The sequence below is a fragment of the Halorientalis salina genome, from assembly GCF_005049285.1.
Classification (GTDB): domain Archaea; phylum Halobacteriota; class Halobacteria; order Halobacteriales; family Haloarculaceae; genus Halorientalis; species Halorientalis salina.
In genome coordinates, this window is sequence record NZ_SOSC01000004.1 from 61431 (window position 1) to 74995 (window position 13565).

Here is a 13565-nt window from a genome sequence, read left to right on the forward strand (position 1 = left end):
GCCGCTCCGATCCGGAATCAACGCGTTTTGCCCGACACTCGCTGCGTGTAATCGTACCGGGCCAGCAGCAGGACGACGACGAGCAACAGCGCAACGGCCCCGACGAACTCGAAGAATCCCTCGGTGATCGGCGAAATCACCGGTCTGTCGAGCCGGCTGCGTTCCGTGACGACGACGGTGTAGTAGCTCCCGTCTCGCTCGTAGACGACGCCGGTGTCGACCGTCCCGCCGCTGTCCTCGGGTTTATCCAGGGTCGTTACCGACTCGCCGGTGACGACGACCTCGTGGGCGAGGAACTCGCGGCTCGCCGCGTCGTCGGCGCTGACGCCGGTGAGGTTTCGACCGATTTCCGCGAGCAACTGGTCGGGCGTGACTCGCTCGACGTCGTAGGTGGTCACGGTTTCGTTTTCCGTCCGGATGCGCTCGTAGTACCGGCCGTCGAGTTCGACGAAGGCCGGCCGTTCGTCACTGGCGGTGTCCGTTTCGACTGCAACCGGCCCGTTCGAGCGGAGATAGCGGTCGAACCCGCAGACTCGGGACTCGCCGTCCACACGCTGGCAGTCCACGTCGGCGAGGTCGTTCGCGTGGCCGAACGCCCACATCGAGTCGCCGCGATAAGTAATGGAGCCGTTTTCGACGCTGATCTCGGCCCGTTCGTACGTGTACTGTGGCTCGCCCTCGTTGGGGAGCAACCATAGCGAGTTCGTCACGCCGAGGAGACCGATCAGAGCGAGGAGGGCGATGCGACGGACGGAGTACGGCATCGGCCGAAACCCGTTGCCGAAGTGACGTATAGCTACCGCCCGGTGTGGAGTCGTTTGCCGATCTTTTCGGGGAGTCCGGCCGCTTCGACGGCGTCCTCGACGGCCTCGATGTCGTACTCGACGCGGTGTTCCTCGACCGTCATCGCGTCCAGGTCGAGCACGGCGTAAGCAGCTCGCGAGTCCTGGTCGCGGGGCTGTCCCACGCTCCCCGGGTTCATCACGATCCCCTCGTCGAACACCTCGTGGGCCTGGACGTGGGTGTGTCCCATAATCAGTACGTCTTCGTCGTCGAGCATCTCGGGTTTGAACAGGGAGGGGTAGGTGTAGCGGTCGGGATCGTCGGGGTGGCCGTGGACGACCTTCACGCGGTCGTCGAACTCGGTGCGTTCGGTCGGGAGCTCGTACAGCCACTCGATCTGGTCCTCGGAGAGGTGCTCACGGCTGTGTTCGACGCCCGCCTGGGCCATGCTGTTGAACGCGAACGCGGAGTCCATCGCGACCGCGCGGTCGTGGTTGCCCATCACCGTCGGTGCATCGAGGTCCCGGACCGTCTCCAGACACTCCGCGGGCCAGGGGCCGTATCCGACCACGTCGCCCGCGCACACGTACGCGTCGACGGCGGGCATGTCGTCCAGTACCGCCTCGAAGGCAACCCTGTTGCTGTGAATGTCCGAGATGACGCCAACTCGCATGGTCGAAGCCTCGCGGGCGAGCGTGATAAATCGCCGCCCGGGAAATCAGTCCTCGCCGTTCTCGATGGCCGTCTCGAAGCCGTCGCCGGCTTTGGCGACGCCCGCGGCACAGACCGCGTGTTCGAACTCCAGGTCGTACACCTCCGTGGCGACGCCGGCGGCGTCCTCGGTCACGAGCCCGTGGGCTTCCGGGGTGTCCTTCTCGTAGGTCGCGACGAGCGTCGGGTCGTCGACGGCTTCCACCAGCAACGCGTCCCGGCGGACGATGCCGATGTAGCTCTCCTCGTCGCCGACGACGCCCGCGATACGAGGAGTGTCGTAGTCGTCTTTCTCGTAGTCCAGCGCGAGCAGGGACTCCGCCAGCGCGTCTCGGGCCGGGTAGCCGAGTTCGAGCTTTTCCGTGATCGGGTCGACCTGCGTGCCGTTGCCGATAACTGCCGCGTCGTCGGTCTGACGCAGGCAGTTGTAGGAGATGTAGGGGTTGTCCGTCGATTCCGCGTCGTCGGTCGGAACCACCGTGAGGGTCCCACCGTCGCGTTCGATGATCTTTCGGTTCGGGAACGACCGCGAGGAGACCCTGTAGGCTGCCCGGTCCGGTGCGACGACGATGAAGCGTCCGACGTACATACCCTTCTCTGGCCCCCTCGGCGGAAAGTAGGTGTCGATTCCCCGCGTTCCGGCGTTCTATCATCTACTCGTCACGGGGTGGTAACACCGGTGTAACCCGATAACACCGGTGTCCGCGCCGATTTATGAGGTTTCGGGCTGTAGTGAGTATCGAAGTTATCCCCGTTTCAACAGGATACTGATACCAATGTCACAGAAAGCAGACTACGCGGACGACGCCGACATCGACGAATCGCTCGACCAGGTCCCCGACGAGAAGACCATCGAGGAGACGGTCGCGAACCTCGAAGCCAACGGGTTCGAAGTCGAGGTCGTCGACTCCGCCGAGGCGGCGCTCGACACGGTTACGGACCTCATTCCGGCGGGAGCCTCCGTGATGAACGGTCACTCGACGACCCTCGAAGAGATCGGGTTCACGGACTTCCTGGAGGGCGACCACGACTGGGAGAACCTCGCCGCGGAGATCTGGAGCATCGACGACGACGAGGAGCGTGCGGTCGCCCGACGCGAGTCCCAGACCGCCGACTACTTCCTCGGGAGCGTCAACGCCATCGCGGAAACGGGCGAACTCGTCGCCGCCGACCGCTCGGGGAGCCGCATCGGGGCCTACCCCTTCGCGGCGGGCAACGTCGTTATCGTCAGCGGCGTGAACAAGATCGTCTCGGATCTGGACGCGGCGTTCGACCGCCTCGAATCCGTGGCCTATCCGCTTGAGAACGAGCGTGCGAAGGAGGCCTACGGCGTCGAGAGCGCCATCGCCAAACAACTCGTCTTCCGACAGGAACTCGAAGAAGGCCGGACGACTGTCGTGTTGGTCCGCGACCAGCTGGGCTACTAACCGTCGGTCAGTCGTTCGATTGGACCAGTGCTGTCTGTGTTCACAACCTGTCACCGGCGTCGTTCTCGCGGTGACGAGCCTGCGACTGCGTGGCCATCAGAATCGGAAAAGTGCGGTGACGACGGACCGCTCGTGTGATATCCCCATGTTGTCGTGTTCTGCGCTCGGGCAGTCGCTGTCACCGCACTGGCACAGTCGACGGTGGCGTCCGAACCGGTTCGGATGCGCCACCTGTGCCTACCCTTCGTTTCGTGTCGAGATCGTTTCAGTCTAACGGTATGGCCGACCGTTGACAATAGAGGTCGGGGATAGGTACATACCGCACTGGCTGCTAGTGACGGGTGTGCCCGCAGGATACGCTCCCTCGGAGGTCCCACTGTACGAGAACCGCGAGACCGTCGAAGCCCAGTATCAGGCGGCCGAATCCGACGAAACGCCCTTCTTCGCCGTCGAGCAGTACGAAGAGGGGTTCGCCGTCACGTACGACTTGCTCCCGGCGGGCTCGGAACTGGCCGAGCCCGTGGTTTCGGAACTCGACGAGCGGGTCACCCGCGAGGTCGAGGCCATCGTCGGCGACGAGAGCCGGCCGACGACGGAGGTGAGCCGGAGCGTCGGTGCGTCGCTCGGCCAGCTCTCCTTTTTCGTCAGCGAGGAGTCCGCACGCGAGGTCGCCGCGACCGTCTCGACGCTCGTGTTGGACGAGGCCAACTGGGTCCCCGCGTCGCCGCCGGATCAGGGATCGAGTACGGAATTTTCCCGGAACGACTGACGGCGGCCGACCCCGCCGTGAGTCTCGGGTGGCGTCGCTCGCTCGCTGATACGCCCCCGAACACTTAGTGTCTGGTACCCGAGAGACAGCACAATGGGGTTTCGCTGGCGGGTCCCTGTGTTCGTTGCGGTCGTGGCGGTCCTCGCCGTAGCGCTCGCCCTCGGCGGTGGGTCGGCCGCGCCGACAGCGCCGACGACGGCGGTCGCCACCAGTGCGACACAGGCGGGAGCGGACCCACCACCGGAGCGGTGGAACCGTACGTACGGAGCGACGGCCGGACGGTTCAACGACGTCGAGAGCACGCCCAACGGAACCGTTCTCGCCGCGGGATCGATCCTCGCGAGCGGCGGGACCGAACTCGATGGCTGGGTGGTGAACGCGACGACCAACGGGACCGAACGGTGGAACCGAACCTACGGCGGGAGCGAGGACGACGTCATCAACGACGCCGTGCCGACCGACGACGGCGGCGCGCTGCTCGTCGGGACGAGCGTCTCCCGGGGGCCGGGCGGGGAGGACGGCTGGGTCCTGAAGATAGACCGTCGAGGGGACGTCGAGTGGCGGATCGCGACCGGTGGCCCCGGGGACGACGGGTTCGCGGCCGTCGAGCGGACGCGGGACGGCTACCTCGCCGCCGGGACCTACGCGGACGGGGAAAACACCGACGGCTGGCTGGCCAAGGTCGAAACCGACGGGACCCTCGCCTGGACGAAGCGGTACGACGTGCGAGTGGGCGATTCGATCTCGACCATCGAGCGCCGGCCGACGGGCGGGTACGTCCTCGCCGGGGAGACGGCCTCGGTCGCCAACCCTCGACCCAAAGGGCTGGTGCTGACGGTCGACGCCGACGGGACGCAGCGACGCCGGCACCTCGTCGGCGGATCGGCGAGCGATCGGTTCCTGGCAGCGCGGGCGACGCCCGACGGTGGGATGGTCCTGACCGGCGCGACCCGCTCGTTCGGGGCGGAGAAACGACAGGGATGGGCGGTCCGGCTGGACGCGAACGGGAGCGAGCGCTGGAGTCGGGTCTACGAGACGGGGCCGCTCTCGGACGTGGTTCCGGCCGCTGACGGGGGCTTCCTGCTCGCCGGCGAGACCAACCCGGCGTCCGGATTCGGTGACGGGGCGCTGGTGCGCGTCGGGGCAGGCGGGGACCCGTCGTGGTCCCGGACCTACGGCGGGTCGAGCTACGAGTCGTTCGCCGGGATCGATGCCGCGCCCGGTGGCGGCTTCGTCGTCGCCGGCGAGAGCGGCACCGACAGAGGCTGGCCCGGGACCGCGTGGCTGTTGCGAATCGGTGGTCCCGAGCTGGCGACGCCGCTCGAACCACCGGGAACGCCAGGGGACGGTTCGACGACTCCGGACGGCGAGACGCCCGCAGGTGGACCGATGCCGGGGACGGCGACCGGAACGCCGGACGCAGCTGCGCCCCCGGCGTCAGGCGACGACGGTGGCGACGAGATGTCGCTGGTGTCGATACTGCTCGTCGTCGGCGTGGTGTCGATCTTCTTCGCGGGGTTCCTGTTCCTGCTGTGGGATCTCGCGGACAACCCGCTGCGGACGATCGACCGGCGGACGCCGCTGGTCGATCTGACGGTGGTGTTCAACCGCTTCGGCGTCGGTGAGAACTCCAAGGCAGGGCCGGACGCGGCCGGGGCCGGCCGGAACGTCGACGGTCGGGGTGAGGCCGGCAGCGGGCCGGACGGGTTCGGTGGCGCAGGTGGGTCGGCAACGGCGGGGAGCGCTGACGGCACCGCTGGATTCGGAGCGGCGGGTGGCTCGACCGCGGACGCCGGCGCTGGGTTCGGTGGTGCCGGCGAAGGGTCGACGGACCCCACCGACGAACCGATCGACGTGGGCGGGGGTGCCTCGACTGCCGCCGGCGCGGCGGGCGCGTCGTCGAGCGCCGGACAAGGAGGGACGGCACAGGAATCGGGAGCGGACGCCGGCGCTGCTGGCCCCGAGTCGGATGCTGGGGACGGGGACTGGGAGTACCCCGGCGGGGAGTCGATCGCGGAATCGGTCGCGGCGTCGACCGACCTCGTGGTCGCCGGGAGCGGCGACGAGGAATCGTCGGTCCCGGCGACGCGGGCACCGGTGCCGGGGACCTTCACGCTCCGGAACGGCGGGTCGCGCGCGCTGATCTGCCGGTTCCGGTGTCACACGACCGACGAGGTCGTCTTCGACTACTGGGTCGAGGTCGAACCCGGGGCGACGCGTCGAGCCCACGCCACGCCGACCGACGCACCGTTCGAGATTCTCATCAACGTCGAGGACGACCTGCTGGCCTCGCAGGTGTTCGTGAACAACGACCGCGGCGGCGCGAACGTTACGGCGACCGTCAGCGAGGACGCCATCGACATCTCGCTCACCGAGGACCTCGCCGACTCGCCGCTGGCCGAGGCCGACGATCACGAGTCCCCGACCGACGACGACGCGCTGGCCGGCGTCGGAGCGGACGAACGGAGCGGGGACGCGGAATCGGTGGCGAGCGAGGCCGACGCCGACGCGTCGTCGGTCGAGACCGCTGGCGAACCCGACGAGGGGGGCTCGTCGGAGGCGAGCGACGACCTGAACGGCGACCTGGCCGCCGAGGACGGGGACGGGTGGACGCCGGACGTCGAGGTCGCCGAACCGGAGCCAGTCGCGGAGTCGCCGGGAGACGGGGACGCCGCCGGACCGGCCGAGGGCGACGACGCGCAACTAGCCGAGTCCGAGGACGCTGCGCTGGACGAGGCGGTGGACGCGGACCCGCTGGCGGCCGAGGAGTCCGGTGCAGCGGGAAGCGACGACGAGAGCTCCGTGTTTGCGGGCGACGAAGGGGCAGAGACGGAGACGGACGAGGACGGATGGACGCCGGACGTCGAGGTCACCGAACCGGAGCCGGTCGACGAGGGGTCGGACCCGGCGGAACCCGAGAGCGTCGGTGAGCCGACGGCTGCCGAGGACGACTCGGCGGAGGACCCGGCAGTCGCGGCCGACGAACGGACGGCCGAACCCGAGGCTGCCGGAACTGACGGGTTCGAAACCGCCTGGACGGACGAGACCGCCGAGTCGGTCGGTGAGACCGACACGGGGACGGGCGGCATCGATAGCTCGCAAGCGGGCGATATCGACAGCTCACAGCTCTCGGGTCCCGCCGAGGCCGACGATGCCGACGCGACGGACGAGGCGGACGACGTGGCTGACGCCGAGACCGGCGAGTCCGATCCGGGAGACGAGGACGGGGACGAGTGGGCTACGGAAGCGACTGACGAGTCGGACGGTGGGGACGCGGACGACGTGGCTGACGCCGAGACCGGCGAGCCAGAAACGGGAGACGAGGACGGGGACGAGTGGACTGCCGAGGCGACTGACGAGTCGGACGACGAGGGCGGCTGGACGGTCGAGTCGGACGACGGGGGAGCAGAGCCGGAGGACCCCTGGATGGAAGACGTCGACATCGACACTGGGGAGTCGGACGACGGTCCGAACTGGACGGACGAGGTCGACGACTCGGGGATGGACGGTATCGGGTCCTCCTGGGACGAGACCGACGACGACTCGGCGGACGCCGGCGAGGACTGGCCCGGAGCAGGGAAATCCGGGTTCGACGACCTCGAAGACCTCGACGACGACTGGGCGGGCGATCTGGAACACCCGGACGACGACGAGGACGGTGGTGACGACGGCGGCGACGGCGACGACGAGGAGTCCGCCGAAGAGTGACGGCGCGGTCGGTGACGACCCTCGTCAGTGCAGCGTCCCCTCGCGAACGTCGTCGTCGTAGGCGAACAGGGCGTAGCCCACCTCGGCCGGCGTGTACCCGGTGTCGTCGGCGATGGTCCGGATCGGGTCGATCATCGTGACGTAGTCCGCTGCGTCGAAGCTTTCCTTGCGACCGTCGAGATAGTCCAGTCGGTCCAGCGCCGCCCAGACCCGCGTGTCGACGACTGCGTGCCGTTCGGGGTCGAGCGCGGCCAGGACGCAGGAGGCCGTCGGGGCTTTGAACCCGCTGAGTCCCGTGACGAGCTGGATCTTCGAGAAGTCGCCTTCGACGGCAATAACGTTCTCCGTGACCTCCCGGCACCGGGACTCGGGGTTGGATTCGACGTGGTAGGCGCTCCGCGTCGAGGACTCGTAGGCGATGTCGTACAGTTGCTGGCGAGTCAGATGGCCCTGCTGGCGGTACTGTTCGCCGAACTCGTCGAGTCGCTCGGGGAGAACGCCCTGAGTGTCCCCGTAGGCGTCCAGATACTCGGCGACGAACGCGTCCAGATCCTGCATATTCGGGGCCAGGGACGGCCACCCCTTGTGTTGTGGGATCGAGTGGGCCGTCGGGGCGGTCAACCGAAGTGTTCAATCCGGTCGACGAAGGAGAGTGGGTACGATGACACGTCACACACGAAAATCGGAGTGGTCGCGATGAGCGCCGACACGCACGATGTCGACCTCGTCGGCGAGGAAGTCGTCGAGAACGTCGCGCGGGCGGCGCTGTTCGCGGCGCTGATGGGGGCGTTCGCGTACGTCAGCTTCCCGAACCCGTTCTCGCCGGCACCGGTGACGCTGCAGGTGCTGGGCGTGTTCCTCGCGGGCATCTTCCTCGGTCCCGTCTGGGGCGGGGCGTCGCTGGTGGTGTACCTGGTCGCCGGCGCGGTCGGGGCACCGGTGTTCAGCGGCGGCGCGGCCGGTCTGGGCCACCTCGTCGGCTCGAACGCCGGTTACCTCATCTCCTGGCCCGTCGCCGCGTTCGTCGTGGGGGCCATCGTCCACGGCGGCCTCACGGTCGGTGACCCGCGTGCGGTCGGGTCGGTTCGGCTCGTCGGCGCGATGGTCCTCGCGACGGCGCTCATCTACGCCTTCGGCATCGCGGGGCTGATGATCGTCCTCGGAATGGGCCCGGTCGCGGCCTTTACGGCGGGCGCGGCGGCGTTCATCCCGGCCGAGGCGTTCAAGATCGCGGCCGCGGTCGGCATCGTTCGCAGCGACGCCTTCATCGCGGAATGATCGAGACCCGTGACCTCGTGGCTCGCTACGGGGAGACGGCCGTCCTCGACGGCGTCGATCTCTCTATCGGAGACAGGGAGTTCGTCCTGCTGGTCGGCCCGAACGGGGCAGGGAAGACGACGCTCGTGCGCCACTTCAACGGCCTCGTCGAACCGGACTCGGGCGACGTGCTCGTCGACGGCCGACCGGTGAGCGAGGACCTCGTGGCCGCACGCACGACCGTTGGAATGGTGTTCCAGGACCCCCGGGACCAGTTCGTCGCGGCGACAGTCCGCGGCGACGTGGCGTTCGGGCCGGAGAACCTGGGGCTCGCCCGCGAGGAGATTGACCGCCGAGTGGCCGAGGCGCTCGACACCGTTCGAATGGGCGACCGGGGCGACGACCGCATCGATCGGCTCTCGGGCGGCGAGCAGGCTCGAGTCGCCATCGCCGGCGCGCTCGCGATGGACCCAGACCACCTCGTGCTGGACGAACCGCTCGCGAGTCTCGACCAGCCGGCCCGCGAGGCCGTGCTCGACCGCCTCGCCGCGCTCCACGACGGCGGGAAGGGAATCGTCGTCGTCACCCACGACCTCCGGGACCTCGCTGACCTCGCCGATCGGGTCGTCGTTCTCGCCGATGGAGATGTTGCCCTCGACGGTAATCCAGGGGAAATCCGGGACGAACTGTCGGCGTTCGACGTGCGACCATGCTGAAATACGAGCCGGGGTCGACGGTCGTCCACGCGCTGGACCCGCGGACGAAACTGGCCGTGCAGGCGGGATTCGCGGTCGCGGCGTTCGCACACACGACGCCGCGGGGACTCGCGGTGTTGACCGCGATCGCGCTGGGGTTCGTGGGGGCGGCCCGGCTCTCGCCGCTCGGGACCCTCGTCGAGTTGCGGTTCGTGTTGCCGATCCTGATCGCTGCACCGCTGTTGGAGGGGTTGACGTTCGGCTGGCCGTGGTTCTCGCTCGCTCAGGCGCGCTTCCCGGCGCTGGCCAGCTATCGCGTCCTGCTGATCCTGTTCGTGAGCGCGGCGTACGTTCACACGACGCCGACGCGGGAGTCCCGGGCAGCCGTCCAGTGGCTTATCCCGGGCAAGCCCGGCCAGTTCCTCGGGATGGGCGTCGCCGTGGTCTTCCGGTTCCTGCCGGTGATCGTCGACGATCTGGTGCGGGCGCGGGAGGCGATGCACGCCCGACTCGGGACCGAGCGACCCCTGGCCGAGCGGATACGGATCGTGGCGACGGCGGGGCTCCGGCGGGTCTTCGCCCGGGCGGACGCGCTCTCGCTGGCGCTTCGGGCCCGGTGTTTCGCGTGGAACCCGACGCTGCCCCGGCTCTCGCTTGGCTGGTGGGACGTGCCCGGGATGGCGCTGGGTCTCGCGCTGGTCGGGTCGGCGGTCATCGGAAGCGTGTGACCCGGTGTCGCGACGAACTTACACGATGCAAGCTCGTATGTAGCGTATGAGCGACGATCCCGCGCTGACGGACGCTCGCCCGACGGACCTGGACGACGAATCCGACCTCGACGCGTTCGTCGACGAGTCCGACCTCGCACTCGTGGAGTTCTACACGGACGGCTGTACCATCTGCCAGAGTATGGAGCCAGTGTTGAGCAACGTCGCCCGATCGACAGAGGCGGCGATCGGCCTGATCAACCCGCGCGACGACCCGCCGCTGATCGACCGGTTTCGGGTCCAGAGCGTCCCGCTGCTCGTCCTGTTCGTCGACGGCGAGCCGGTCGACCGCCGCGCGGAGGGGTTCGTCGGGGCCGACGACCTCGTCTCCTGGATCGAGGAGACTGCCGACTAGCGATTGGGCGCTCGCAACAATTCTTGCCGGATTTGCGATGATCGATCATGAAGGTTTATGTGGGTGGCCGGCGACGGTGTAGATACGATGCGTGACGAAGCGTTCGCACCGACCGTGCCCGAAGTTTCGAGCGAGTCTACCACCAGCCAGCCGGCCATCCGGGCCGACGGCGGCCAGCTCAAACGTTCGGAAGCGGCACGCGTAGGCGACGCTCCGATGGTCCCGGACCTCTCCTGAAGCCTGGTTCCGAGACGCGAAGCCTGTTTTCGCCGTAGGTTGCTGGTTTCAATCGTTCGAGGGACACGCCGTGTCGCGAATCAGAACGTTCTACTGTGCGAGCAGTAACTGGTGGCTGTGTACGGGACGATACAGCGCGCCGGATACGTCGCCCTGCTGGTGACGCCCCTCGCCTTGCTGGTGGCCGCCCTCGGCGACCCGACCGGTGTTTCGGCCGGGAGACTCTCGGTCGAGGGCGGGCTCTTTCTCGCGGCCGGTCTCACCGCCGTCGTCGAACGCGAGTACATCGGCGGCCAGCTGGCGGCGTCCGAGTTCACCCACCGTGACGGCCTCGACGTGGCCGCAGTCGTGGCCGGGGCCGTCGGGACCTACGCGATGAGCGTCCACGCCGGACTCGGTCCGGTCCTGGCCTCGGCTGCCATCGGTCTGGTCGCTGGCGTCGCGCTCCCCGATATCGACGTCCCCGTCTACTGTGGTTCGTTCGTCGGGATGGTTTCGCCGTCGGTACTGCCGACGGTCGAGCACCTCGCGGTCGCGGCCGTCGTCGCCGGCCTCGCGTTCGTCGCCGCGACGGAGTCGTTCGGCGGCTTCGGTGGCAAACTCGGCACGCTAGCGCTGTTCGGCTGTCTGGCCGCGGTCGCGCTGCCCGGCGTCACGTTCGGCACCGGAGCCCCGATTCAGTGGGGCCGCGCCTCCCTGTTCGTCCCGGTGGCCGCCGTCGCCGCCGTGGCGACGGTCGTGCTGAGCGTCCGGTTCGATCTCGGGGCCGTCGTCGGCTCGGCGCTGGTCGGGCTGGTCGCCGGCGTCGCGTTTCCCGCCCTGTCGCCGGCGGCTGGCGGGACGCTGGCGGCGGTCGCCTTCTGTGCCTCGTTCGTCGGGATGTCCTCGCCCGACCGACTGACGACCGGCCACGTCGGCCTCGCGGGGGGGCTGTGCGGGCTGGTGTTCGTTCTCGTGTCGCCCGCCTTCGTCGGGGCCGGCGGGAAACTCGGGACGATCGCGTTCGTCTCTTGTCTCACCGTGGCCGGCGTCACGGAACTGCGCGACACCCTGGCGTCCCGGACGCCCCTGTGACCGACTCGATCAGCGCCCTCCGACAATTCTTGCCGGATTTACGATGATCGATCATGAAGGTTTATGTGGGTGGCCGGCGACGGTGTAGATACGATGCGAGACGAAGCGTCTGCACCGACCGTGCCCGAAGTTTCGAGCGAGTCCACCACCAGCCAGCCGGCCATCCGGGCCGACGGCGGCCAGCTCAAACGTTCGGAAGCGGCACGTGTAGGCGACGCCCCGATGGTCCCGGACCTCTCCTGAAGCCGAAACTGCGTTCCGTTTTCACCGTTTTCCGCCGACTGTCGAAGTTGCGCGCGAACTAGTCCTGACTGCCCGTGAGCGACGGTGCGGTCGCTCGCGAGTTCGTCGAACGAAGAGAATCAGACCGCGAACGAAACAGGGCCACGCCTGCAGGATTGCCGTCGAGCGAATCGCCGAACTGGCACTTGACGATACGACTCGGGTTTGAGGATGGTCGTGATCGATAGACTAGTTCATCACCGTCCACTCTATGGTAAGGCACACCATACCATGAACCTTTCGGTGAGAGCAACGCTCGTGGGGCTGTCGTCGCGGTGGAGCCAGCGGCTGTCGAGTTCGCCTACTCGCCGTCGGTGACTGGGCCCTTGTACTTGGATTTGATCCGGTCGCCATCGCGCCACTGCCAGTAGTGATAGCGGTTGTCGTTGATCTCCTTGACCGTGAGCGTCGCCTTCGCGGGGACGCCGTCGGGCAAGTCCTCGGTGGACTGATCGGCTTCCGTCGTCGCGTCCGCCTGTTCGGTCGACTCTGATTCCTGCTCGCGGTGGGCCGCGAGTGTCTCGGCGTACGCGGCGAGTCGGCGCAGCGCTGCCGGGGACAGCCCGTCGAGCGAGTCCACGACGGCCGCGGGAAGCCCGTCGGGAGGGTCCGGTGGCGAGGGTGGCATGGATACGGCTCGTTACCCGACATATCCGCCGAGATGTTAGTCCTATCGGTCAGTTGGTGAGTTCGGCGGTCTCGAAGAGGGGATCGAAATCGTCGGGCAACCCGTCGCGTGCCCGCTGGATCTCGTCGCGGCCGCCGTGGCTGACGATGGTCGCGAGGACGGCCCGGACGTGTCGGAGGGCGTCGGCCGGTTCCACGCCGAACCCCTGGCGCTCGGCGACTAACTCGACGAACTCCTCGGCGCTGGGTTCGTCCGCCGATTCGTCTCGCTCGGTGACCGCGTCGCCGAGTGCGCCGGGCAGGAAGACGCCGAGTGCGTCGGCCTCGCTCCGTGGCACGTACTCTCCGAGAGTGAGCAGGGTCTCGATGGCCGCGCGCTCGGCCTTGGCGAGGTTGTCGATCTCGGCTCGGGTCGCGATGTCGTCGACGAGGGTGTCGTAATCCGTTCGCATTGGGAGGGACTCTCGGGGCGTCGGCTTGAATATTCGGGCCGGGTCGCGAGCGGCGCGACCCGGACGAGTGACTGTCCGTCACGTAATCGAGCGCGATCGACGCAGTTTAATCGGCGACTCGGACTACACTCGGAGTGCCATGGACTCGATCGTGTGGGCCGTCGTCCTGGCGGTAGCGACGAACGTGTACTTCCTCTCTCGGGGCTGGCAGGACGCGGACTCGAACGACGCGGGTACTGGGGCGTACTGGACCGCTCGAACGGCGTCTCGCGACGGCACCCACATGGCGGTCGTCGACGCGGACACGGTCACGTGCCGGCGGTGTGGCGGGACGAACGACTCGGAGTTCCGGTACTGTCATCGCTGTACCACGCCGCTTCCAGAACGGCAGTTTGCCACTGCCTGCGACTGACGGCACCCG

At 68.1% G+C, this 13565-nt stretch carries 17 protein-coding genes; 11 read left to right on the forward strand and 6 right to left on the reverse strand.

Translation table 11 applies throughout. The features are described from left to right. Positions 1-17: 17 nt before the first annotated feature. From E2481_RS09600 to E2481_RS09610, 3 genes are read right to left on the reverse strand one after another with little or no spacing between them, the layout of a single operon-like run. On the reverse strand, positions 18-764 hold the full coding sequence (locus E2481_RS09600) for a hypothetical protein (RefSeq protein ID WP_136716926.1): 747 nt from the start codon (positions 762-764) through the stop codon (positions 18-20). A 32-nt stretch (positions 765-796) separates the two neighbouring features. Then, positions 797-1456 carry a metallophosphoesterase family protein gene (locus tag E2481_RS09605; protein ID WP_136716927.1) on the reverse strand — a complete coding sequence of 220 codons (660 nt, stop codon included), beginning with the start codon at positions 1454-1456 and terminating at the stop codon, positions 797-799. 45 nt (positions 1457-1501) lie between these two features. Continuing rightward, positions 1502-2083, reverse strand: coding sequence for an IMP cyclohydrolase (locus E2481_RS09610; protein WP_136716928.1), 582 nt, complete (start codon positions 2081-2083; stop codon positions 1502-1504). Between the two features lie 187 nt (positions 2084-2270). Between E2481_RS09610 and E2481_RS09615 the strand changes: the two genes are divergently transcribed. From E2481_RS09615 to E2481_RS09625, 3 genes are all read left to right on the forward strand, one after another. After that, on the forward strand, positions 2271-2921 hold the full coding sequence (locus E2481_RS09615) for a lactate utilization protein (RefSeq protein WP_136716929.1): 651 nt from the start codon (positions 2271-2273) through the stop codon (positions 2919-2921). 343 nt (positions 2922-3264) lie between these two features. Next, a complete protein-coding gene (locus E2481_RS09620) occupies positions 3265-3690 on the forward strand; it encodes a hypothetical protein (RefSeq protein ID WP_250137778.1) in 426 nt (141 codons plus the stop codon). 93 nt (positions 3691-3783) lie between these two features. Beyond that, entirely contained in the window at positions 3784-7398 is a 3615-nt protein-coding gene (locus E2481_RS09625) for a hypothetical protein (protein WP_136716930.1), read from the forward strand. A 24-nt stretch (positions 7399-7422) separates the two neighbouring features. Here the strand turns inward: E2481_RS09625 and E2481_RS09630 are convergent, their stop codons facing one another. After that, positions 7423-7947 carry a hypothetical protein gene (locus E2481_RS09630; RefSeq protein ID WP_136717149.1) on the reverse strand — a complete coding sequence of 175 codons (525 nt, stop codon included), beginning with the start codon at positions 7945-7947 and terminating at the stop codon, positions 7423-7425. Positions 7948-8094: 147 nt separating this feature from the next. Between E2481_RS09630 and E2481_RS09635 the strand changes: the two genes are divergently transcribed. The 7 genes from E2481_RS09635 to E2481_RS18695 all read left to right on the forward strand — a co-directional run bounded on the left by E2481_RS09635 (position 8095) and on the right by E2481_RS18695 (position 12026). Further along, positions 8095-8676 (forward strand): biotin transporter BioY, encoded by a 582-nt coding sequence (locus tag E2481_RS09635; RefSeq protein WP_136716931.1) that lies wholly within the window; start codon positions 8095-8097, stop codon positions 8674-8676. Beyond that, positions 8673-9371, forward strand: a complete 699-nt coding sequence (locus E2481_RS09640; protein ID WP_136716932.1) for an energy-coupling factor ABC transporter ATP-binding protein — start codon at positions 8673-8675, stop codon at positions 9369-9371. Before E2481_RS09635 ends, E2481_RS09640 begins: the two co-directional genes overlap by 4 nt. After that, the gene (locus E2481_RS09645; protein ID WP_136716933.1) at positions 9365-10078 is read left to right on the forward strand and encodes an energy-coupling factor transporter transmembrane component T family protein; all 714 of its coding nucleotides are present in this window, start codon (positions 9365-9367) and stop codon (positions 10076-10078) included. The genes E2481_RS09640 and E2481_RS09645 overlap by 7 nt, the downstream gene beginning before the upstream one ends. Before the next feature lie 46 nt (positions 10079-10124). Beyond that, positions 10125-10472, forward strand: a complete 348-nt coding sequence (locus tag E2481_RS09650; RefSeq protein ID WP_136716934.1) for a thioredoxin family protein — start codon at positions 10125-10127, stop codon at positions 10470-10472. Positions 10473-10559: 87 nt separating this feature from the next. Next, entirely contained in the window at positions 10560-10709 is a 150-nt protein-coding gene (locus E2481_RS18690; RefSeq protein WP_169302413.1) for a hypothetical protein, read from the forward strand. A 117-nt stretch (positions 10710-10826) separates the two neighbouring features. Then, complete coding sequence (locus tag E2481_RS09655) at positions 10827-11783, forward strand: hypothetical protein (protein ID WP_136716935.1); 957 nt, start codon at positions 10827-10829, stop codon at positions 11781-11783. Positions 11784-11876: 93 nt separating this feature from the next. After that, positions 11877-12026, forward strand: coding sequence for a hypothetical protein (locus E2481_RS18695; protein WP_169302414.1), 150 nt, complete (start codon positions 11877-11879; stop codon positions 12024-12026). A 340-nt stretch (positions 12027-12366) separates the two neighbouring features. Here E2481_RS18695 and E2481_RS09660 read toward each other — a convergent pair whose 3' ends face one another. Both E2481_RS09660 and E2481_RS09665 read right to left on the reverse strand, forming a co-directional pair. Continuing rightward, a complete protein-coding gene (locus E2481_RS09660; RefSeq protein ID WP_136716936.1) occupies positions 12367-12693 on the reverse strand; it encodes a hypothetical protein in 327 nt (108 codons plus the stop codon). Positions 12694-12742: 49 nt separating this feature from the next. Then, entirely contained in the window at positions 12743-13144 is a 402-nt protein-coding gene (locus E2481_RS09665; RefSeq protein WP_136716937.1) for a DUF2267 domain-containing protein, read from the reverse strand. A gap of 139 nt (positions 13145-13283) precedes the next feature. On the opposite strand from E2481_RS09665, the gene E2481_RS09670 reads away from it, so the two are divergent. After that, complete coding sequence (locus E2481_RS09670; protein WP_136716938.1) at positions 13284-13556, forward strand: DUF7577 domain-containing protein; 273 nt, start codon at positions 13284-13286, stop codon at positions 13554-13556. Positions 13557-13565: the final 9 nt, after the last annotated feature.